Origin of the sequence: Serratia proteamaculans (assembly GCF_004684015.1) — a bacterium.
In the GTDB taxonomy this organism is placed as follows: domain Bacteria; phylum Pseudomonadota; class Gammaproteobacteria; order Enterobacterales; family Enterobacteriaceae; genus Serratia; species Serratia proteamaculans_F.
On record NZ_SRIA01000019.1, the window covers coordinates 632,168 to 654,476 of the forward strand.

Here is a 22,309-nt window from a genome sequence, read left to right on the forward strand (position 1 = left end):
GTTATTTTGCAGATAAAACCTGATAAATCAATGTTTAAACATTACATGGCGGATAGCGGTGTAATCTTCCAGGCCGTACATCGACATATCCTTGCCGTAGCCGGACAACTTTTGGCCACCGTGCGGCATCTCGCTCACCAGCATGAAATGGGTATTCACCCAGGTGCAACCATATTGCAAACGGGCGCTCAGACGGTGTGCCCGCCCCACGTCCCGGGTCCACAGTGACGACGCCAGCCCGTAGTCAGACTCGTTGGCCCAGGCCAGCACCTGCGCCTCATCGTCGAACGGCGTGACGGTCACCACCGGCCCGAACACTTCACGCTGCACGATTTCATCCTCCTGGCGGGCACCGGCCAACAGCGTCGGCTGGAAATAGTAGCCGGGGCCGTTAACCCGCTCACCACCGGTTACCACCTGCACATGCGGCAACGCCTTGGCTCGCTCGACAAACCCCACCACCCGCTCCAGGTGCTGAGCGGTAATCAACGGGCCCAGTTCGCTGCTGGCCTCTTCCGGCGGGCCAATCTTCAGGCTGCCGATGGCCTCGCCCAACGCCTTCACCAACTGAGGATAAATGCCTTTTTGCGCGTAAATGCGACAGGCGGCGGTACAGTCCTGACCGGCGTTGTAGAAACCAAAGCTGCGGATCCCTTCCACCACCTGTTGCAGGTCAGCGTCGTCAAACACCAGCACCGGCGCCTTGCCCCCCAGCTCCATATGGGTGCGCTTAATGCCGGATGCGGTATGGCCAATAATATGTTCGCCGGTGGCGATTGAGCCGGTCAGCGACACCATGCGCACTTTGCTATGGCCGGTCAGCCGGTCACCGACGCTGACACCACGGCCAAACAACACGTTAAGTACGCCCGGCGGGAACAGCCCGGCGGCCAGCTCGGCCAGCTTGAAGGTGGTCAACGGGGTCTGCTCAGACGGCTTAAGCACTACGCAGTTACCTGCCGCCAGCGCCGGAGCCAGCTTCCACGCCGCCATCATCAACGGGTAATTCCAGGGGGCAATCGAGGCAACCACGCCCAAGGGGTCGCGGCGGATCATCGAGGTGTGTCCCGCCAGATATTCCCCGGCCGCCAACCCGCTCAAACAACGGCTGGCTCCGGCGAAAAAGCGAAAGACGTCGGCCACACCCGGCAGTTCATCATTCAGCACACAGTGATAGGGTTTACCGCAGTTAATCGATTCCAGACGAGCGAAGGTTTCCGCATGGCTGTCGATCAAATCCGCCAGCTTCAGCAGGTGTTCAGCACGCTCCTTCGGCGTGGTCTGCCCCCAGTGTTCAAATGCGGCGTCGGCCGCCAGCACCGCCTGATCGACCTGCTCTGCACTGGCTTCAGCCACCTGCACCACTACCTCTCCGGTTGCCGGGTTATACACCGGCAACAACGCGCCCTGGCCGGTCACCAGTTGGCCGTTAATCAACAGTTGGCTTTGCATAGGATTATCCTTTTATAAGATGTCTGGTACGCATTAGGGTCAAGAGGCTATTTATTTGCCGCTGCCGGCGACGCTTTCGCCGCCCTTGGTCAGGTAATAAGCCCCCAAAATCGGGATCATGGTCAGCAACATTACCGACAGCGCCACCACGTTGGTGATCGGCACATCGCGCGGGCGACCGAGCTGGTTCAACAACCACAGCGGCAGCGTGCGCTCATGCCCGGCGGTAAAGGTGGTGACGATGATTTCATCAAACGACAGCGCGAACGCCAGCATGCCACCGGCCAGCAATGCTGAACCCAGGTTGGGCAACATCACGTAACGGAAGGTTTGCCAACCGTCGGCACCGAGATCCATGGAAGCCTCAATCAGGCTATGGGAAGTCCGGCGGAAACGAGCGATGACGTTGTTGAACACGATCACCACGCAGAAGGTGGCATGACCGATCACAATGGTCAGTACTCCCGGCTCGATATTCAACGCCTTGAACGCCGCCAGCAGCGCCAAACCGGTAACAATGCCCGGCAGCGCGATCGGTAACAGCAGCAGCAGTGAAATGCTGTCCTTGCCGAAGAAATCACGCCGGTACAGCGCCGCCGCCGCCAGAGTGCCGAGCACCAGCGCTACCACTGTCGCCAATGCGGCAATCTGCGCGGAAAGCAGCATCGCATCGATAATGTCCTGCCGACCGGCCGCAACGCTAAACCAATGCAGCGTAAAACCCTTCGGCGGGAAGCTGAATGCCGCGTCCTCGGTGTTGAAGGCGTAGAGGGCGATAATCGCCAACGGGAAATGCAGGAAGATCAGACCGCCCCAGGCAGCCAGTTTCAGCCCTAATGGTGCGCGCTCAGAGTGCATCGAAGGCCCCCAGACGTTTCACAATGGAAAGATAAATCGCGATCAACACAATCGGCACCAGGGTAAAGGCCGCTGCCATCGGCATATTGCCGATCGCCCCTTGCTGGGCGTACACCATGCTACCGATGAAATAGCCCGGCGGCCCCACCAGCTGCGGCACAATAAAGTCCCCCAGCGTCAGCGAGAAGGTGAAGATCGACCCGGCGGCAATGCCCGGCACCGCCAGCGGCAGGATCACGTAACGGAAAGTTTGCGACGGACGTGCGCCCAAATCCGCCGAAGCATGCAGCAACGAAGGCGGCAGGCGTTCCAGCGCCGCCTGGATCGGCAGGATCATGAACGGCAGCCAGATATAAACAAACACCAGAAAACGCCCCAGCCCGGAGGTCGACAGGGTGTTACCCCCCACGCCCGGTACGGTGAGGATTGCCGCCAACACCGGCTCCAGCCCCAGATGCTGCAAGAACCACTGCGCCACGCCATCCTTTGCCAGCAGCAGCGTCCAGGCGTAGGCCTTGACGATATAGCTGGCCCACATCGGCATCATCACCGCGATATAAAAGAACGCTTTGACGCGGCCACTGGTGTAACGCGCCATGTAGTAGGCAATCGGGAACGCCAACACCGCACTGGCCAGCGACACCAGCACCGCCATGGTCAGTGTGCGCAGGATGATGTCGTAGTTGGCCGGGTTGAACAGCGCCCGCAGGTTATCGAAGGTCAGATCCGGCGTCACCGTCATGGTGAAGTCGTCGAAGGTATAAAACCCCTGCCACAACAGCGTCAGTAATGAGCCAAGGTACACCGCGCCGAACCACAACAGCGGTGGAACCAGTAACAGCAGCAGGTACAGCGTCGGCCGGCGATAGAGAAAGGTCGAAAGGGTGCGCAAGGTACCGCGGCGCGGCGCGGGATAGTCGATGCTCATCTCCATCTCACCTCTCCTCCAGCAGTGGCACCATTGCCTCACGGGACCAGCAGGCGGTGACCGGCTGACCGATCAGATGCTGCTGCCCGGCGGCGTGCCACTGAGGATTCGCTTCGCTGACCAGCAGTTTCTCACCGCTGCTCAACGCAATTTCGTAGCGCGTGGCCGCGCCCTGATAATGGATCTCTTGCAGCAATCCCTGCACCTGGATTTCCCCCTGCGCGGCACCGGCCTGATCCATTAAGCGAATATGCTCAGGGCGGATCGAGAAGGTGGCGGTCTGGCCGAGTAAGCGCTGCGCCAGCTCGCTGCGCACCACGTTGGAGGTGCCGACAAACTCGGCGACAAACGGCGTTTTCGGCCGCATATACAGTTCACGCGGCGCATCCACCTGCTCGATTCGCCCGTTGTTGAACACCGCTACCCGATCCGACATCGACAAGGCTTCGCTCTGATCGTGGGTGACGAAAATAAAGGTAATCCCCAGTTGGCGCTGCAGCTTTTTCAGTTCGCCCTGCATCTGTTCACGCAGCTTGAGATCCAGCGCGCCCAGTGGTTCATCCAGCAACAGCACCCGTGGTCGGTTAACCAGCGCGCGGGCCAGTGCCACACGTTGGCGCTGGCCACCGGAAAGGTGTGCCGGTTTACGTTCGGCGACAAAGCCCAGCGCCACGCTGTCCAGCGCTTCCTGTGCACGCGCCAGCCGTTCACGTTTGGCGACGCCCTTCACCATCAAACCGTAGGCGACGTTTTCCAGCACCGACATGTGCGGGAACAGGGCGTAATCCTGGAATACGGTATTCACGTCACGCTGATATGGCGGCAGATTGGCCGCTTCCTGGCCGTGAATACGAATAGAACCGGCGCTGAGTTGTTCAAAGCCGGCGATCAGTCGCAGGCAGGTAGTTTTGCCCGAACCCGAAGGCCCAAGCATGGAGAAGAACTCCCCGTCTTGTATTTCGATAGAAACCCGGTCTACGGCGCGAACCTCGCCGAAGCTCCGCGAAACATCGATAAATTGCACGGCAATGGTCATGATCTGCGCTCCTGATAGGCGTTAATCGGGCGTAGCAGGCTACGCCCCACGCGGGTTAGCGACCGCCCATAATGGCGATATAGTCCTGGGTCCAGCGGCTGTATGGCACGAATTTGCCGCCCTGCGCCTGCGGCGTTTTCCAGAAGGCAATCTTGTCGAACTGGTTGAAGCCGTTGGTTTCACACCCCTTGTCGCCCAGTAACGTGCTGGCCTTGCAGCCCGCCGGCGATGCCGGTACCGAACCAAACCAGGCGGCAACGTCGCCCTGCACTTTCGGCTCCAGCGACCAGTTCATCCACAGGTAAGCACAGTTCGGATGCTTGGCATCGCTGTGCAGCATGGTGGTATCCGCCCAACCGGTAACCCCTTCTTTCGGGAACACGGTGCCAATCGGCTGGCCTTCCCCTTTCAGAGCATTGGCCTGATACGGCCAGGCGCTGGAGGCCACCACGCCTTCGTTTTTAAAATCGCTCATCTGCACCGAGGTGTCATGCCAGTAGCGGTGGATCAACGCATGCTGAGTGCGCAACAGCTTCAAGGCGGCCTGATACTGCTCTTCGTTCAGTTGGTACGGATCGCTGATACCCAGCTGCGGTTGCGTGGCCTTCAGGAACAGCGCCGCATCGGCGATGTAAATCGGCCCGTCGTAGGCCTGCACCCGGCCCTGATTGCTCTTGCCGTCCGGCAGATTTTGTTGCTGGAACACCACCGCCCAGCTGTCTGGCGGCGTCGGGAAGGTTTTGGTGTTGTACATCAGCAGGTTTGGCCCCCACTGATAAGGCGTGCCGTAGGTTTTGCCGTCTACGGTGTACCAGGCACCGTTCAACAAGCGCGGATCGATGTTTTTCCAGTTGGGGATCAGCGCCGGGTTGATCGGCTGCACCCGCTTACCGAAGATCAATCGCAGCGAGGCATCGCCGGAAGCGGTGACCAGGTCATAACCCCCCTTGGCCATCAGGCTGACCATTTCATCGGAGGTAGCGGCGGTTTTCACATTCACCGCGCAGCTGGTTTGCTTTTCAAACTGGCTGACCCAGTCATAGTTTTTATCGGACTGGCCACGTTCGATATAGCCCGGCCAGGCGATGATATCCAGCCGTCCTTCGCCTTTGCCCAGCGCCTGCGGCAAGTCGGCCGCCTGAGCCAGGCCGCAAAGCACGGTGAAACAGAGTGCGGAAACTGTGGTGGTGACTGCGGTAGTTTTTCCCATCGTAATGACCCCTGTGTTGCGTATCGGTTTGCGGCAGGGAACGGCTGCCGCTGTCGTTTTCATTAGAAGCTGGCTTTAAACTTCGCCATTACATGCCTGACTACGCTGTAGTCTTGCAGTGAATCACTGGAAAGATCTTTGCCGTAGCCAGAGCGTTTCAGGCCCCCGTGCGGCATCTCACTTGCCAGGGTGAAATGGGTGTTGATCCAGGTGCTGCCGTATTGCAGATGCGCGGCGATATGCAGTGCCCGATCAATATTCTGCGTCCAGACCGACGAGGCCAGGCCGTATTCGGAATCGTTTGCCCAGTTGACCGCCTGCTCCAGATGTTCGAAGCGGGTGACGCTCACCACCGGGCCGAACACCTCGCGCTGGACGATTTCATCGCTTTGCAGGCAACCGGCCAGCAGTGTCGGCTGGTAGTAGAAGCCGGGGCCGGAATGTGCGGCGGCGCCGGTGATCAATTCAATATGCGGCTGGCTGAGCGCCCGCTCGACAAAGCTGGCAACGCGATCGCGCTGGCGGCTGCTGATCAGCGGGCCGATTTCGTTATCTTCATCGCGCTTGCGGGCAAAACGCAGGCTGGCAACCGCCTCGCCCAGCGCTTCCACCAGCTTGGGATAGATGCCTGCTTGCGCGTAGATGCGACAGGCGGCGGTGCAGTCTTGCCCGGCGTTGTAATAGCCGTAGGTACGGATGCTGTTGACCACTTCATCCAGATCGGCGTCGTCACAGACAATCACCGGGGCCTTGCCACCCAGTTCCAGGTGGGTACGCTTGACGCTTTTCGCCGCGGCTTGCAGAATTTTTTGCCCGGTGACAATATCGCCGGTCACCGAGACCAAACGCACCTGCGGATGCCCAACCAGATGGCTGCCGACGCCTTCCCCGCCGCCATAAATGATATTCAGCACGCCCGGCGGCAGGATGTCCTGCAGCGCAGGCACCAGCGCAAGAATGGTCAGAGGGGTATGTTCGGAAGGTTTGAATACGACGGTGTTGCCCGCCGCCAGCGCCGGAGCGATCTTCCACGCCGCCATCATCAGCGGATAGTTCCAGGGTGCAATCGAGGCCACCACGCCGATCGGATCGCGGCGGATCATCGAGGTGTGCCCTTCAATATATTCACCGGCCAGTTGCCCCTGCTGGGTACGCACCGCGCCGGCAAAGAAACGGAACACGTCGACGGCGGCCGGCAGGTCGTCATTGAGCGCCTGATGCAGTGGCTTGCCGCAGTTGAGCGCCTCCAGACCGGCCAGGCGCGGGGCCTGCCGTTCGATGGCGTCGGCAATGCGCAGCAAAATGGAAGCCCGAAAGGCCGGTGTGGTACGTGACCAGTGGCCGAAAGCCTGCTGTGCCGCCTTAACCGCACTGCCCACCTGCGCGGATGAGGCTTCGGTGATGGAAACCAGCGTTTCACCATTGGCCGGATTAACGATGCACTCCTGCTGGCCTTCGCCTTCGACCGACTGACCGTTAATGAATTGCTGACAGGATAAACCTGAAAGGAGGTGCACATCTGCCATGGTGTATTGCCCCTAAGTGACCAAAACGTTAACTAAATGTGAATAAGTTAGTTTCAATCAGACTAAGCGAGCATCAGGCAGCCAACAAATTCTAAATACTGAACGCCGCGTTCGATTAAATCGAATGCTTCAGCCCGGCAGCGTGCATATTGCCATTCTCACGGGCAATGGTGAGGAATGGCGTGACCAGTTCCGGCCGCGCACTGCCGCGTCGCCAGGCCAGGCCGATGTCCAGCGGCTCCAGCAGATCCACCAGCTTGCGGGCCTCAATCATGTTGCCCTCCAGCGACCAGGCGCGATAGGCCATGTCCGGCAGGATTGAGACGCCCATGCCCGCCGCGACCAGGCTGCGCACCGCCTCCGTTGAACCGGTTTTCATGGCGATCTCCGGTTTCACTCCGGCACGCGCCCAGATACGCCGTGCATGCACGTCCATTTCGTCGGCGTTAAGCTGGATCAGCGGCAGCTTCGCCACATCCGCCAGCCCGATACTTTCATGATCCAGCAGCGGATGCAGTGGCGGTAACCACAGGCGATAAGGCGAATGCATCAGCACTTCGGTCTGTAGCGCATCACGGTCCTCGATATTCGACAGTATCAGTACGCCGATATCGATCTCCCCACTCACCAGCAGGTGTTCAATATAAGGGCGTTCATCTTCGATCATCTGAATAGTGACATTGGGATAGGCCGATTTAAATCGCTTGAGCAGCTCGACCAAAAAGTACCCGGCCACCAGGCTGGTCACGCCGATAGTCAGCTTGCCGGTCAGGCTTTCGGTGCCCAATTGCAGGCTGCGCTTGGCGTTATCCACCGTAGCGAGGATCAGATAAGACTGGCGCAGAAACTGGTGGCCCTGGTGCGTCAGGTTCATGCCCTTGGCGTGGCGATCAAACAGCCGTACGCCAATGTCGGTCTCCAGTTGCTGGATGGCCAGCGTCAGCGAGGATTGGGAAACAAACACCGCCTGCGCGGCGGCGGAGATCGATCCGGTTTCCGCCACCGCAATGAAGTGGCGGATTTGGCGCAGCGTCATCATGGGTCACAACCTCAATCAAAACAGTTGGGCTGAGTGTAAGATGCCGCGAGGAAAGCGATCGAATAAACTATCAAAAATGCGACAGCATTCGCTTTTTTAGAACGCTAACGGCAGCAATAACAGAAAAGAGGAATCAATCGGTGGGAGGAGATAACAGACTGCAGATATAACAAGGGCGCAGCATGCTGCGCCCCCAAGCGACTGGTAAAGCCTGTTATTAGGGAGAGCGTGCCGAAGGGGTCGTAGCAGCTTTAGCTGCCGGAGCGCCCCTCGGTGCGCTAGGCCCGGGTATCTCAATAAATCAAATCGCTTCTTCGTCCTGCTCGCCAGTACGGATACGCACTACGCGCGCCACGTCGAAGACAAAGATTTTACCGTCACCGATTTTGCCGGTTTGTGCGGTCTGCATGATGGTTTCCACGCAGGTATCGACGATATCGTCGGCCACCACGATCTCAATTTTCACCTTTGGCAGAAAATCGACCATGTACTCCGCGCCACGGTACAGCTCGGTGTGGCCCTTCTGGCGGCCGAAGCCTTTCACTTCGGTGACGGTCATCCCGGTAATGCCAACCTCAGCCAGCGCTTCACGGACATCATCGAGTTTGAACGGCTTGATAATAGCGTCGATCTTTTTCATCTTGTTTCCTTTACCAATTTTTGCGGCCAAAGCCGGATGTGATTGGGTAGCGGCGGTCTTTGCCGAAATTGCGGGCGGTGATGCGCGGCCCAACGGCAGCCTGACGCCGTTTATATTCGTTGATATCCACCAGGCGGATAACCTTGCGCACGATCGCCTCGTCGAAGCCTTCGGCCACCAGATCGGCAACCGATTTATCGCGTTCGACGTAACCTTCCAGAATCGCATCCAGAATGTCATACGGCGGCAGGCTGTCCTGATCGAGCTGATCCGGTGCCAGCTCGGCGGACGGTGGACGATCGATAACCCGCTGTGGGATCACATAAGAGACGGTATTACGATATTCGGACAGCTTGAACACCAGCGTTTTCGGTACGTCTTTCAGCACGTCGAAGCCGCCTGCCATATCACCATACAGCGTGGCGTAACCTACGGCCATCTCACTTTTGTTGCCGGTAGTCAGCACGATGCTACGGCGCTTGTTGGACAGCGCCATCAACACCACGCCGCGGCAACGTGCCTGCAGGTTTTCTTCGGTAGTATCGCGTTCGGTACCGGCAAACATTGGCGTCAGTTGGCCCATAAAGGCGTCAAACATAGGTTCAATCGAGACGATATCGAATTCAATGCCGAGGATTTCCGCCTCTTCTTTGGCATCGGCGATGCTGATATCCGCGGTGTAGCGGAACGGCATCATCAGCGCCTGCACTTTATCTTTGCCCAAGGCATCAACGGCAATCGCCAACGTCAGCGCCGAATCGATACCGCCAGACAACCCCAGCACCGCGCCCTTAAAGCCGTTTTTAGTGACGTAATCACGCACCGCCAATACCAGGGCTTCGTACACCTGCGCCAGCTGTGGCAACTCGGCGGCCGGTGCGGTCATTGGCACCACCTCCAGCTCATTGAGCTCAAGCAGGGTCACCTGCTCGGCAAACGCCGTCAGTCGATGGGTCATATTGCCGGCCGCATCAAATACCTTCGAACAGCCGTCGAAAATCAGCTCATCCTGCCCGCCAATCTGGTTGAGATACACCAGCGGCAGATGGGTACGCTGGCAATGGCCGGCCATCAGCGTCTTGCGGATGTAAGGCTTTTCGCGATTGTACGGCGAGGCATTGATCGACAAAATCATTTCGGCACCGGCAGCCTTGGCGGCATCGACCGGCTCCGGGAACCACAAATCTTCGCAAATCAGCAGGCCCAGTTGATAGCCTTTCAACTCAACCACGCAGGTTTCACTGCCGGCCTGGAAGTAGCGTTTCTCATCGAAAACACCGTAGTTCGGCAACTGCTGTTTGAAATAACGCGCCAGCAACTGCCCTTCTGAAAACAGCGACAGCGCATTATACAGCTTGTCGCCTTCGCGCCACGGATGGCCAACCAGGATAGCGACTTCGGCAGAGGCCTGCTGCAGACGCTGCAGCTGTGCGTCACAGCGCTGATAAAAATCGTTGCGGTACAGCAGGTCTTCCGGCGGATAGCCGGAGAGCGCCAACTCGGTGAACATGACCAGATCGGCTCCCGCCTTCTGCTGCTCTTGCACGGTTTGCAACATGCGTTCGGTGTTGCCTTCAATGTCACCGACCAGCAAATTCAGCTGGGCCAGTGCGATGGAAAGTGATCTGCTCATTGTTTAGGATCCCGCTTAATACGTTCCATGGTGCTCTGTGTTGGGCCACGCCACTAACAAGAGAACGGAGTGTAAATCATTCCGCCGCATTTGTTGAGAACCTGCATGCGCAGGCTACGGCGGAAAACATCATTCTTTAAAATCGTTGGCGTCCAGTTCATGGCGCGACAGCAACTTATAAAACTCGGTACGGTTACGGCCCGCCATACGCGCGGCTTGGGTCACGTTGCCCTTGGTGATCTGCAACAGTTTGCGCAGATAGTGCAATTCAAACTGATTGCGTGCCTCGACAAAGGTCGGCAAGGCGGTATTTTCCCCTTCCAGCGCCTGCTCAACCAGCGCTTCGCTGATCACCGGTGCAGAGGTCAGGGCCACACACTGCTCGATGACGTTCACCAGTTGGCGCACGTTGCCCGGCCAGGTGGCGGTCATCAGGCGTTTCATGGCATCCGTTGAGAAGCTGCGGACAAAGGGTTTGTGGCGCTTGGCGGATTCGCGCAGCAGATGATTGGCCAGCAGCGGGATATCCTCGGCACGCTCATTCAACGCCGGGATCTTCAGGTTCACCACGTTCAGGCGGTAGTACAAATCCTCGCGGAATTCGTTTTTCGCCATCGCCTTTTGCAGATCGCGGTGGGTGGCGGAAATAATGCGAACGTCAATGTCCAGATCGCGGTTGCTGCCCAGCGGGCGCACCTTGCGCTCCTGCAATACACGCAACAGCTTAACCTGCAGCGAAAGCGGCATATCGCCGATCTCGTCGAGGAACAGCGTGCCGCCGGCTGCCGCCTGGAACAGCCCTTCGCGGCTGCTGACCGCGCCGGTAAAGGCCCCTTTGGCATGGCCAAACAGCTCGGACTCCAGCAGCTGCTCCGGTAACGCGCCGCAGTTAATGGCGATAAACGCCTTTTTACCGCGCGGGCTGGCACCGTGGATCGCCTGCGCCAACACCTCTTTACCGGTGCCGCTATGGCCGTTAATCAATACGCTGACATCCGACTGCGCCACCATTTTTGCCTGCTCCAGCAGGCGCAGCATAATCGGGCTGCGGGTCACGATGTCTTCACGCCAACTGTCATCACCGGCCGGCAGTGACAGCGACAGGGCATCGTCGATGGCTTTGTACAGCGCATCGCGATCCACCGGTTTGGTCAGGAAGCTGAACACCCCTTGCTGGGTAGCCGCCACCGCGTCCGGAATTGAGCCATGGGCGGTCAGGATGATCACCGGCATGCCAGGCTGATGCTTTTGGATTTCGGCAAATAGCGCCATGCCGTCCATTTCATCCATCCGCAGGTCGCTGATCACCAGATCAATCTTCTCGCGCCCTAACAGGCGCAACGCTTCCTGGCCGCTTTCGGCGGTGGTGACATGAAAACCTTCGCTGGTCAGGCGCATTCCCAGCAGCTTAAGCAGGCTGGGATCGTCGTCAACCAATAACAAATTGGCCGGTTTGCGTGCGGTCATTGCGCGTGAGACTCCTTGTTAGCGGGGGGCGGCGCGTAGGTATCTTCCGGCTCCACCGGCAAAGCGGTGCCCTTCTCAGGTTCAGCATCCGGTTCTGCAGCCTTGGCCGGCGCGATTTTCTTGCCCGTGGCGTCGGTTTTTTGCTGCGTTCCGCTGTTGTCCGGGATGTCACTCTGCATCTGCTTGCGCGAAGAGAGCTGGCGTTCGATATCGGTCAGGTTTTCCAGCTTGCGCGAGGTGTCCTGCAACTGCGCCTGTAAGCGCACCTGGCTCTGACGCAGCGTATCTATCTGGCTGTCGGAGCTTTCCTGCAGGTGCTGATAGCGCGCCTTTTCATCAAACAGGGTGATCTGCAGCACCTGCTGTTGACGCCACAGCTGCAACAGCGGGCGCAGTGAGCTTGGGAACTCCATGCGGTAACTGTTCAGACGGTCGATCATCTGGCGACGTTCGCCCGAGGTCGGTTCGGCACTGCCCAGCAGGATGCTTTGCTTGAAAATACCGTCCCAACTGTTGCCGGGCAGAGTTTTCGCCAGCGCACGCGCCTGGGTTGAACCGATGCGATCGGCGCAGTCCATGGCACGCAGCCAGTAAAGTGAGTTATTCAGCGCGTCTTTTTCATCGAGCGGCCACAGGCTGTCGCACGCTGCGATACGGTAATCCACCACTTTGGTGTCCGGGATCGCTTCCTGCTGCGGCTGATTCAGGCCACCGCTGACCGCACGATCGACGCAACCCGCCAACAGAAACGGCATAAAAAGAACGCTGCCTAAAAAGGAAAATCGACGCTTGCCGAGCGGCGTGCCCTGTGTGGCACGCGGTGAACGTTCGGTCTGCGAGAGACGAAGGCGTTTAGACCATGTGTACATTATTATTCATTCTCGGCGGTTAATGGCAATTCAATACGGAAGCAGACGTCTGTGCCGGCGACTTCAACCAACTGCAGTTCGCCACGCATGCGGCGGATGCAATCCTGCGCAATGCTCAGCCCCAGGCCGCTTCCTTTTACCGCCCCTTTTCGCTGGTGACTACCCTGGAAAAAAGGCTCAAAAATCATGGTTCTCTCGGCTTCGGGGATCGGCGTGCCGCTGTTGGCGACATCAATCTGCACCCGTTGCCCAACCTGACGGCTGCGGATCCAAATGTTACCGGATTCCTTGCCGTAGTGCACCGCATTGGAGTAGAGATTATCCAGTACGCGCATTAATAGCGTAGGCTCTGCCCAGCATATTTCCGCATCGAGTTGGATCTCGGTGCGGATCAATTTTGCCCTTGCCGGCAAACTGTGTGCCGCCACCACCATTTCGACCATCTCTTCCAGCTCGACATTCTCATGCTCTGCCGGGCCATCGGCCAGTTTGCGGTTGTAATCCAGCAGTTGTTCAATCAGTTGCTGCAAGTGACGACTGCTGCCGTCGAGAATGGCCACCACCTCTTTTTGATCGGAGGTTAGCGGACCGGCCACTTCGTCCGCCAGCAGCTCGGTGCCCTCACGCATGCTGGCCAGCGGCGTCTTCAGCTCATGCGAGATATGGCGCAGGAATTCATGGCGCTGCGACTCCAGCCACGCCAAACGTTCACTCAACCAAATAATGCGCTGAGCCAGCGAACGCAGTTCACGCGGCCCTTTGAAGGTGTCGGTACTGCCCAATGCTCGCCCTTCCCCCAAACGGTTGATCATTCGCTCTACAGCTTTTACCGGGCCGATAATCATCCGGGTGAATAACACCACCAGCATCACGCTGACCAGAAACAGCATCAATGCCTGCCAGCCGAAGAACTGACCGCGCTCGGCAATCGCCTGCTGTAACTGCTGGCCGCGAGAGAACACTACGGCACGCGTGGCCTGCACCATTTCGGCATTGGAACGCGAGAATGACTCCAGCAACGCCGAAGCCTGCGAGTCCGGGCCGCTGCTTTGACATTTAATCGCCGCAAGTTGGGTCAATAGATCGCGCAAGGTTTGATAATAGCGTTCATCCGGCAGGATCGGCGCATGGGCATCAAGCATTTGAGAATATTGTTTGCGCTGGTTCTGATACAGACGCGCCAGGGTGGGATCGACCAGTACGCAATACTGGCGGTAGCTGCGTTCCATTTCCAGCGCCACGCTGGTCATTGCCTCACTGCGTCGCGCATCCACCAGCGTGGTGCGGTTGATGTCTGCCGCCTGTGCACTGAGGTGATCCAGGCTCTGGTAAGCCTGATAGGCCAACACCAGCAGTGGCAGCAGCACCAGCAGGAACGCCATCAGCACCAGTTGGCGCAGCGAGCGGGGAAATAAACGCCATCTTTTCAACGAAATCATCTCATTGTCTCTAGTCTGCTTCGATGCTAACCGAGTCGCCGATGAGAGGAAAGCCCGGCGTTCAGCGGAGCGTCAGGAAAATACCGGCCAGTGGGCCTTGGGCAGGGAGTTTGCGTTTGGATCTGTCGATAATGAAAGAGAGGTAAACATGACTTTGACGATTTGACGCTGGGGCAGGACTGCCCCATCGCAAGAAAGTGTGGATGCCCTTAAATCTCGTCCCCAGGGTGATGTAGCGCAAGGCTGGCATCGAACAGGACGAATAGCATCCGTAAGTATCCGGAATTGATGAACACTCATCACAGTTGGATACAGGCGGTGCCTCACTCCACGTGTCGCCCGATGCTTGATAAAGCGCTTGCGCGTCTGTTATCGGTTTGGTTGGACGATAGGCACCATTTCTTTGGCATCATTCGGAGGCTTATGAGGCAACTGTTCCGTCTAAATACGGGGCCGTCATAAATAGTTGAATGAGCAACTGGAGAGGATAATGCACTTAGCGTGCCAACTTTTCAAGTTATTTTTAACTGACTGATATTATTAAATAAAAAATAAAACCATCGCCAGAGTTATAAAATAAGTAGCCTATCCGGCGAAGAAAAAAACGCCACCCTGTCGCCAAAAACCGACAACTTAAGTCAATTAATTTTCCACCCTTATAAATCAATAGTTTAAGTGTCTCTTTTTAGAGACAGTGAAAATAGCCCCTGTCGCAAAATGCAGACAACCTTCAGCACGCAGAACAATAAAAAGGGGCGCAATCTCTTGCGCCCCTCAGGCTACCGCTAAATGCACGCTTAGCCCAGTTGCTTACGGGCATTGCGGAACATGCGCATCCACGGGCTGTCTTCGCCCCACTCTTCCGGATGCCACGAGTTGCTGACGGTGCGGAATACCCGCTCCGGATGCGGCATCATCACCGTCGCGCGGCCATTGCTGCTGGTCACTGCGGTGATGCCGTTCGGTGAACCGTTCGGGTTGGCTGGGTAGGTTTCCGTGACCTGACCGGCATTATCGACAAAGCGCAACGCCACCAGGTTATGGTGCTCCAATGCCGCCAGATGTGCAGCATCACGCACTTCGACGTGCCCTTCACCGTGCGAAACGGCGATCGGCATGCGGGAACCCGCCATGCCCTGCATGAACAGCGACGGACTGGCCGCCACTTCCACCAGGCTGAAACGCGCTTCAAAACGGTCTGACAGGTTACGTACGAAACGCGGCCAATGTTCGGCCCCTGGGATCAGATCGCGCAGGTTCGACATCATCTGGCAACCGTTACACACGCCCAACGCCAGGGTTTGCGGACGGTGGAAGAAGGATTCGAACTCGTCACGCACGCGATCGTTGAACAGAATCGACTTCGCCCAGCCTTCACCGGCACCCAATACGTCACCGTAAGAGAAGCCACCGCAGGCCACCAGCGTATGGAAGTCCTGCAGGTCGCGACGGCCTTCCAGCAAATCGCTCATATGTACGTCTACCGCATCAAAACCGGCGCGATGGAATGCTGCCGCCATCTCAACGTGGGAGTTAACCCCCTGCTCACGCAGCACCGCGACTTTAGGGCGTGCGCCCCTGGCGATATACGGCGCAGCAATGTCTTCTTCCGGAGCAAAACTCAGTTTGACGTTCAGGCCAGGATCGCGCTCATCCTGCTTGGCCTGGTGCTCCTGATCGGCACATTCCGGGTTATCACGCAGGCGCTGCATCTGCCAGGTGGTTTCCGCCCACCAGGTGCGCAGCGTCGCGCGACTTTCGCTGTATACCGTTTTATCGCCCTGAGTGATCACAAAGCGATCGCCGGCCTGCACGCTGCCGATGTGGTGAACATTGTCCACCAGACCATGCTGAGCAAACACCTGTTGTACCGCTGCAAGCTGGTCATTGGTGACCTGGATCACCGCGCCCAACTCTTCGTTGAACAGCGCAGCCAGTGCGTCGTCGCCCAGCGCGTTGATATCCACCTGCACGCCGCAGTGGCCTGCAAACGCCATTTCCGCCAACGTGACCAGCAGGCCGCCGTCGGAGCGGTCGTGGTAAGCCAACAGCGCGCGATCGGCCACCAACTGTTGCATGGCATTGAAGAAGCCTGCCAGTTGCTCAACGTTACGCACGTCGGCCGGTTTGTCGCCCAGTTGACGATAAACCTGCGCCAGCGCAGTGGCACCCAGCGCGTTATGGCCGTTACCCAGGTCGATCAGCAGCAGTGCGCTGTCGCCCTTATCGGTACGCAGCTGTGGCGTCACGGTGTGGCGCACATCTTCTACACGAGCAAAACCGGTGATCACCAGTGACAACGGCGAGGTCATTTCGCGCTGTTCGTTGCCTTCCTGCCAGCGGGTTTTCATCGACATAGAGTCTTTGCCCACTGGAATAGTGATACCCAGCGCCGGACAAAGTTCTTCGCCCACCGCTTTCACCGCTTCATACAGACCGGCGTCTTCACCCGGGTGACCGGCTGCCGCCATCCAGTTGGCAGAAAGCTTCACGCGCTTGAGCGAACCGATTTCGGTCGCTGCCAGGTTGGTCAGCGCTTCGCCGACCGCCAGGCGGCCAGAGGCGGCGAAGTCCAGCAGGGCCACTGGCGCACGTTCGCCGATCGACATCGCTTCACCGTAATAACTGTCCAGGCTGGCGGTAGTAACCGCGCAGTCGGCGACCGGGATCTGCCACGGGCCTACCATCTGATCGCGCGCCACCATACCGGTCACGGTACGGTCGCCAATGGTGATCAGGAAGGTTTTCTCTGCAACCGCCGGCAGATGCAGTACGCGGTTGACCGCATCAGCCAGGGTGATCTCGTCACGCTGCAGCGGCTGGCCTTTGGCCTGCAGACGGGTCACGTCACGCGTCATCTTCGGCGTTTTGCCCAGCAGCACGTCCAGCGGCATGTCGATCGGCTGGTTGTCGAAATGGCTGTCATTCAGCGTCAGATGCTGTTCTTCGGTGGCTTCACCGATCACCGCATAAGGCGCGCGCTCACGGCGGCAAATCTCGTCAAACTGCGCCATCTGCGCTGGGGCAATCGCCATCACATAACGTTCCTGTGATTCGTTACACCAGACTTCCAGCGGGCTCATGCCCGGCTCGTCGTTCAGAATATCACGCAGTTCGAAACGACCACCGCGGCCGCCGTCGCTGACCAGTTCAGGCATGGCGTTGGACAAGCCACCGGCGCCGACATCGTGGATAAACAGAATCGGGTTTTGTTCGCCCAACTGCCAGCAGCGGTCGATCACTTCCTGGCAACGACGTTCCATTTCCGGGTTGTCGCGCTGTACCGAAGCGAAGTCCAGATCGGCATCAGACTGGCCGGAGGCCATAGATGATGCCGCGCCGCCGCCCAGGCCGATATTCATCGCCGGGCCACCCAGCACCACCAGTTTGGCACCGACGGTGATTTCAGCTTTTTGTACGTGATTGGCACGAATGTTACCGATACCGCCCGCCAGCATGATCGGCTTGTGGTAGCCGCGCAGTTCCACGCCGTTATGGCTGTTGACCTGCTCTTCATAGGTACGGAAGTAACCCACCAGCGCCGGACGGCCGAATTCATTGTTGAACGCCGCACCACCCAATGGGCCGTCGGTCATGATGTCCAGAGCCGTCACAATGCGGTCTGGCTTGCCGAAATCCTGCTCCCAGGGCTGTTCAAAGCCGGGAATACGCAGGTTGGAAACCGAGAAGCCCACCAGACCGGCCTTGGGTTTGGCACCGCGGCCGGTCGCGCCCTCGTCACGGATCTCACCGCCGGAGCCGGTAGCGGCACCCGGCCATGGGGAGATCGCCGTTGGGTGGTTATGGGTTTCCACCTTCATCAGGATATGGGCTTCCTCCTGATGGTAGTCATACTGGCCGCTTTCCGGTGCGGCGAAGAAACGACCGACCTGCGAGCCTTCCATCACCGCCGCGTTGTCTTTATAAGCCGACAGCACGTAATCCGGCGTCTGTTCGAAGGTATTCTTGATCATTTTGAACAGCGACTTCGGTTGCTGTTCGCCGTCGATGATCCAATCGGCGTTGAAAATTTTATGGCGGCAGTGCTCAGAGTTGGCCTGCGCGAACATGTAGAGTTCGATATCCGTCGGGTTGCGCCCCAGACCGGTAAAGGCATTCAGCAGATAGTCGATTTCGTCCTCGGCCAGTGCCAGACCCAGCTTGAGGTTAGCCTGCTCGAGCGCGCTGCGCCCTTCCCCCAGCATATCAACCCTCTGGTAAGGTGCCGGCTGATGCTGGGCAAACAGTTGCTCCGCCTGCTGCAGGCTGCTGAAGACGGTTTCCATCATGCGGTCATGCAACAATACCGCTAGCTGCTGCCATTGGGCCTCGGTCAGCGTCTCTGCCTTGACGTAGAACGCCAGACCGCGCTCCAGCCGCAGCACCTGCTTCAAACCACAGTTATGGGCGATATCGCTGGCTTTGGAAGACCAAGGAGAAATGGTACCCGGACGCGGCGTCACCAACAGCAGGCGGCCTTCAGGGGCATGTTCGGCGAGAGAGGGGCCGTACTTGAGCAGGCGCGCGAGCTTGGCGTGCTCTTCGGTATTTAGCGGTGCGCTAACATCAGCAAAGTGGACGTACTCGGCGTAGATATCACTGACAGGAAGGTGGGCGTCCTGGCAACGGGACAGCAGTTTGGTAACACGAAAAGCCGACAAAGCGGGCGAACCACGCAGTATTTCCATAATCAAAGTTCTCTCGTCTTCGAAGCAACTGACTTCAGCACTTCATTGGGCGCAACAGGGGGAAAACGCGCGCCATTATAGAGAATCTACGCCGCCGACGAAACCGTTTGCGTAGCTATTATTAATAAAAGCTCTCCGCCCCCTCGAATTGTCATAACGTGTCAATAAAGTTGCACGCTGGCGTTTTGTTGCGCAAAATGCCCCGGCACTGGTGATTTAACCATAAGAAAGTGCTTAACAGCCGTCGGCAGTGCATGTGTGCCACCACTGGATAACTATTTGAAACGCCTTAAAATAAATTACATTCTAATCGGTGTTGTTACCTTGCTTCTGGCGCTCGCCTTGTGGCCCAATATTACCTGGCGCGGCGGCCAGGGTGGGCAACTCGAAGAGATCAAATCGCGCGGAGAGTTGCGTATCAGTACGCTAAACTCGCCGTTAACCTATTTCACCACCAAACAGGGGCCGAGCGGCCTCGACTACGAGTTGGCGAAACGCTTTGCCAACTACCTGGGCGTGAAACTGGTGGTGATCCCGCACAAGAACATTAATGACCTGTTTGACGATCTGGACGATGACGATGCCGATCTGTTGGCCGCCGGTCTGATCTACAATCAGGATCGCCTCAGCCGTGCGCGCACCGGCCCGGCTTATTATTCCGTTTCTCAACAGTTGGTTTATCGCCTGGGTACTGCCCGGCCGAAAACCTTTGCCGACATTAAAGGCAAACTGGCGGTGGCCTCCGGCTCGGCACACGTCAGCACCCTGAAACAACTCAAACAAAGTAAATTCCCGGATCTCAGTTGGGAAGCCTCCAGCGATCTCACCTCCAAAGAGCTACTGGAGCAGGTGGCCGACGGCAAGCTGGATTACACCCTCGGCGATTCCGTTACCATCGCGCTGCTGCAACGCATCCACCCACAATTGGCCGTGGCGTTCGACGTCACCGATGAAGAACCGGTTACCTGGTACCTGAAACGTGGCACCGACGACAGTCTGTATGCAGCCATGCTGGATTTCTACAGCCAGATGGTGGATGACGGCACCCTGGCACGGCTGGAAGAGAAATATCTCGGCCACGTAGGCAGTTTCGATTACGTCGATACCAAGACCTTCCTGTCTGCCATCGATTCGGTACTGCCGACCTTCCGCTCGCTGTTTGAAAAGTATGCCAGCGAGATCGACTGGAAGCTGCTGGCGGCCATTGCCTATCAGGAATCACACTGGAACCCGCAGGCCACCTCACCGACCGGCGTGCGTGGCCTGATGATGCTGACACGAGCCACTGCCGAGGGCCTGGGGGTGAACGACCGTCTCGATCCGGAGGAAAGTATTCAGGGCGGTGCCCTCTACCTGCAAAGGCTGATGGCCAAGGTGCCCGACAGCGTGCCGGAAGATGAACGTATCTGGTTCTCGCTGGCGGCCTACAACATGGGCTGGGGCCATATGCTCGATGCCCGTAAGCTGACCAAAATGCAAAAAGGCAATCCGGACAGCTGGGTCGACGTCAAACAGCGTCTGCCGATGCTCAGCCAGAAACGCTACTACCCGCAATTAACCTACGGCTATGCGCGTGGGCGCGAAGCCTATAACTACGTGGAAAACATTCGCCGCTATCAGGTCAGTTTGGTGGGTTACTTGCTGGAAAAAGAGAGGAAGGCGGCGCAGGAAGCGGCCGAGCAGGCCGAACTGGGGAAAGGTTATCCGGCCGTGACGCCGGAACTGGCTCTGAATTTCTGATTATTCCGGCTTGTTATCCATATCGCTGCGCTGCGCTTGTTTCAACGCTTTTTGCTGCTCACGACGCATACGGAAAAAGTTGCTCAGCGTAGCGGCGCACTCCTCGGCCAGCACGCCGGACAGGATCTCCACCTGATGATTCATGCCCGGGTGGCGTAAAATATCCACCAGCGATCCTGCCGCACCGGTTTTGACATCGGCCGCGCCGTACACCAACCGACGAATGCGGCTGTGCACCATAGCGCCGGCACACATCACACAGGGTTCCAGGGTCACATACAGGGTCGCGTTCAGCAGACGGTAGTTCTGTAGCACCGCCCCGCCCTGCCGTAACGCCATGATCTCCGCATGCGCCGTCGGATCGTGACGGCCAATCGGCCGGTTCCAGCCTTCGCCAATCACCTGATTATCCAGCACCAACAGTGCCCCTACCGGCACTTCACCCTCTTCCTGCGCACGCAGGGCCAACCGCAATGCCTGACGCATCCAGTACTCATCATTATATTCAGTCATTGCATCATTCCTCGTGCACTTTGCGGCGGGCATTATACACAGTAGGGGCGCTGCATGCTGCGCCCGTGTTAGCCGGGGCGAATATATTCGCCCCCTACAGGTGGGAACAAAGTTGAACTCTGCTGCTTGAAATACAACGGGTATATACTGATTGAATAACAGTGTTTTTCAGGGACAGGAAACATGAAATTCAGCAAAAAGAATGCCGTCGTGGTGCGCAAGGCGCTGGACGGTTGGGTCGGTGAAGGGGCATTAACCACACAACAGCAGCAACAGCTGCTGCAACATGTCGAAGTGCAGCCCTTCGACTGGCGACGACTGGCGCGTTATGCGTTTCTCGCCGCGCTGGCTTCACTGGTGATTGCCATCAGCAGCCTGTTCGCCGACAGCGAGCTGCTTTACCGCTTGAGCGAACTGTTCCGCTTCGATGCGCCGGTACGCATGACTATCGCTGCCGTGGTAGCCGCACTTTGTTATGTCTGGGCGCTGCGTCGCCGTCGGCGCCATCCGGAAAAACGCTACGGTAATGAGGCCGCGCTGTTCGTTGCCGTGCTGTTTACTGCCTGTGCCCTGTGGCAGATGGGCGTCTGGCTGGATAACGGCAGCGGCCGGGTTTCACTGCTGCTGATATTCGCCGCCCTATTGTATGGCGTGATTGGCTGGTTCAGCCGCTCCGGGCTGGTGTGGTGGTTTGCCCTGCTGTCACTCGGCAACGCCTTCGGCGCCGAAACCGGTTATATGTCCGGCTGGGGAGCTTATTGGCTGGGCATGAGCTTCCCGATGCGCTTTATCGCCTTCGGGGTGGTCCTGATCGCCGCGGCCTTGCTGTTACGACCGCTGCTCGCCAGCCGCGGGCTGGAACGAGTTTCCCTGGCGATGGGCTTGTTGTATCTGTTTATTGCTCTGTGGTTGCTGTCAATCTTTGGCAATTATGGTGACCTCGATAGCTGGTACAACGCTCGTCAGATAGAACTGTTCCACTGGAGCCTGTTGTTCGGCCTGGTCGCCATCGGCTGCATTTGGCTGGGGCTGAAACGTGACGACGGCATGCTGCGCGGGTTCGGCCTGACTTTCCTTGGCATTAACCTCTATACCCGCTTTTTCGAGTTTTTCTGGGGCGCGATACCAAAGGCGATTTTCTTTGTGCTGCTCGGCCTGAGCCTGTGGGCATTAGGCCACTACGCTGAAAAAATATGGCAACTGGGCCGCAAACCGCACGACCTGACCGATGATTAACATCCGGCCACTTCTGCTGCGCCGCTAACAACAGG

General features: G+C 58.0%; 16 protein-coding genes. 2 read left to right on the top strand and 14 right to left on the bottom strand.

Going from position 1 to position 22,309, the window contains the following annotated elements:
- Positions 1-27: 27 nt before the first annotated feature.
- The 13 genes from patD to purL form a co-directional block, all read right to left on the bottom strand.
- A complete protein-coding gene (patD, locus tag E5C26_RS18615) occupies positions 28-1,452 on the bottom strand; it encodes an aminobutyraldehyde dehydrogenase (protein WP_135317621.1) in 1,425 nt (474 codons plus the stop codon).
- A gap of 51 nt (positions 1,453-1,503) precedes the next feature.
- The gene (locus E5C26_RS18620; protein WP_135317622.1) at positions 1,504-2,310 is read right to left on the bottom strand and encodes an ABC transporter permease; all 807 of its coding nucleotides are present in this window, start codon (positions 2,308-2,310) and stop codon (positions 1,504-1,506) included.
- Positions 2,300-3,238 (bottom strand): ABC transporter permease, encoded by a 939-nt coding sequence (locus E5C26_RS18625; RefSeq protein ID WP_370452814.1) that lies wholly within the window; start codon positions 3,236-3,238, stop codon positions 2,300-2,302. The genes E5C26_RS18620 and E5C26_RS18625 overlap by 11 nt, the downstream gene beginning before the upstream one ends.
- Positions 3,239-3,245: 7 nt before the next feature.
- On the bottom strand, positions 3,246-4,274 hold the full coding sequence (locus E5C26_RS18630) for an ABC transporter ATP-binding protein (RefSeq protein WP_012146352.1): 1,029 nt from the start codon (positions 4,272-4,274) through the stop codon (positions 3,246-3,248).
- 55 nt (positions 4,275-4,329) lie between these two features.
- Entirely contained in the window at positions 4,330-5,484 is a 1,155-nt protein-coding gene (ydcS, locus tag E5C26_RS18635) for a putative ABC transporter substrate-binding protein YdcS (RefSeq protein ID WP_135317623.1), read from the bottom strand.
- A gap of 62 nt (positions 5,485-5,546) precedes the next feature.
- The gene (locus E5C26_RS18640; protein ID WP_135317624.1) at positions 5,547-7,010 is read right to left on the bottom strand and encodes a gamma-aminobutyraldehyde dehydrogenase; all 1,464 of its coding nucleotides are present in this window, start codon (positions 7,008-7,010) and stop codon (positions 5,547-5,549) included.
- Positions 7,011-7,125: 115 nt separating this feature from the next.
- The gene (locus E5C26_RS18645; RefSeq protein ID WP_012146355.1) at positions 7,126-8,049 is read right to left on the bottom strand and encodes a LysR substrate-binding domain-containing protein; all 924 of its coding nucleotides are present in this window, start codon (positions 8,047-8,049) and stop codon (positions 7,126-7,128) included.
- Positions 8,050-8,350: 301 nt separating this feature from the next.
- On the bottom strand, positions 8,351-8,689 hold the full coding sequence (gene glnB, locus E5C26_RS18650) for a nitrogen regulatory protein P-II (protein ID WP_004847623.1): 339 nt from the start codon (positions 8,687-8,689) through the stop codon (positions 8,351-8,353).
- A gap of 10 nt (positions 8,690-8,699) precedes the next feature.
- Positions 8,700-10,322, bottom strand: coding sequence for an NAD+ synthase (locus tag E5C26_RS18655; protein ID WP_135317625.1), 1,623 nt, complete (start codon positions 10,320-10,322; stop codon positions 8,700-8,702).
- Between the two features lie 129 nt (positions 10,323-10,451).
- Positions 10,452-11,789, bottom strand: coding sequence for a two-component system response regulator GlrR (glrR, locus tag E5C26_RS18660; protein ID WP_012146357.1), 1,338 nt, complete (start codon positions 11,787-11,789; stop codon positions 10,452-10,454).
- Entirely contained in the window at positions 11,786-12,658 is an 873-nt protein-coding gene (qseG, locus tag E5C26_RS18665) for a two-component system QseEF-associated lipoprotein QseG (protein ID WP_135317626.1), read from the bottom strand. Before qseG ends, glrR begins: the two co-directional genes overlap by 4 nt.
- A gap of 2 nt (positions 12,659-12,660) precedes the next feature.
- A complete protein-coding gene (locus tag E5C26_RS18670; protein ID WP_135317627.1) occupies positions 12,661-14,097 on the bottom strand; it encodes a sensor histidine kinase in 1,437 nt (478 codons plus the stop codon).
- Positions 14,098-14,894: 797 nt separating this feature from the next.
- Positions 14,895-18,788: a phosphoribosylformylglycinamidine synthase gene (gene purL, locus E5C26_RS18675; RefSeq protein ID WP_206194292.1), complete on the bottom strand. Its 3,894-nt coding sequence runs from the start codon at positions 18,786-18,788 to the stop codon at positions 14,895-14,897.
- Positions 18,789-19,064: 276 nt separating this feature from the next.
- Between purL and mltF the strand changes: the two genes are divergently transcribed.
- Positions 19,065-20,525 carry a membrane-bound lytic murein transglycosylase MltF gene (gene mltF, locus E5C26_RS18680; RefSeq protein WP_135317629.1) on the top strand — a complete coding sequence of 487 codons (1,461 nt, stop codon included), beginning with the start codon at positions 19,065-19,067 and terminating at the stop codon, positions 20,523-20,525.
- On the opposite strand, the gene tadA is transcribed toward mltF, so the two are convergent.
- Complete coding sequence (gene tadA / locus E5C26_RS18685; RefSeq protein WP_409513911.1) at positions 20,526-21,071, bottom strand: tRNA adenosine(34) deaminase TadA; 546 nt, start codon at positions 21,069-21,071, stop codon at positions 20,526-20,528.
- A 150-nt stretch (positions 21,072-21,221) separates the two neighbouring features.
- Between tadA and E5C26_RS18690 the strand changes: the two genes are divergently transcribed.
- Positions 21,222-22,274, top strand: a complete 1,053-nt coding sequence (locus E5C26_RS18690; RefSeq protein ID WP_135317631.1) for a DUF2157 domain-containing protein — start codon at positions 21,222-21,224, stop codon at positions 22,272-22,274.
- The last annotated feature ends 35 nt before the right edge of the window (positions 22,275-22,309 follow it).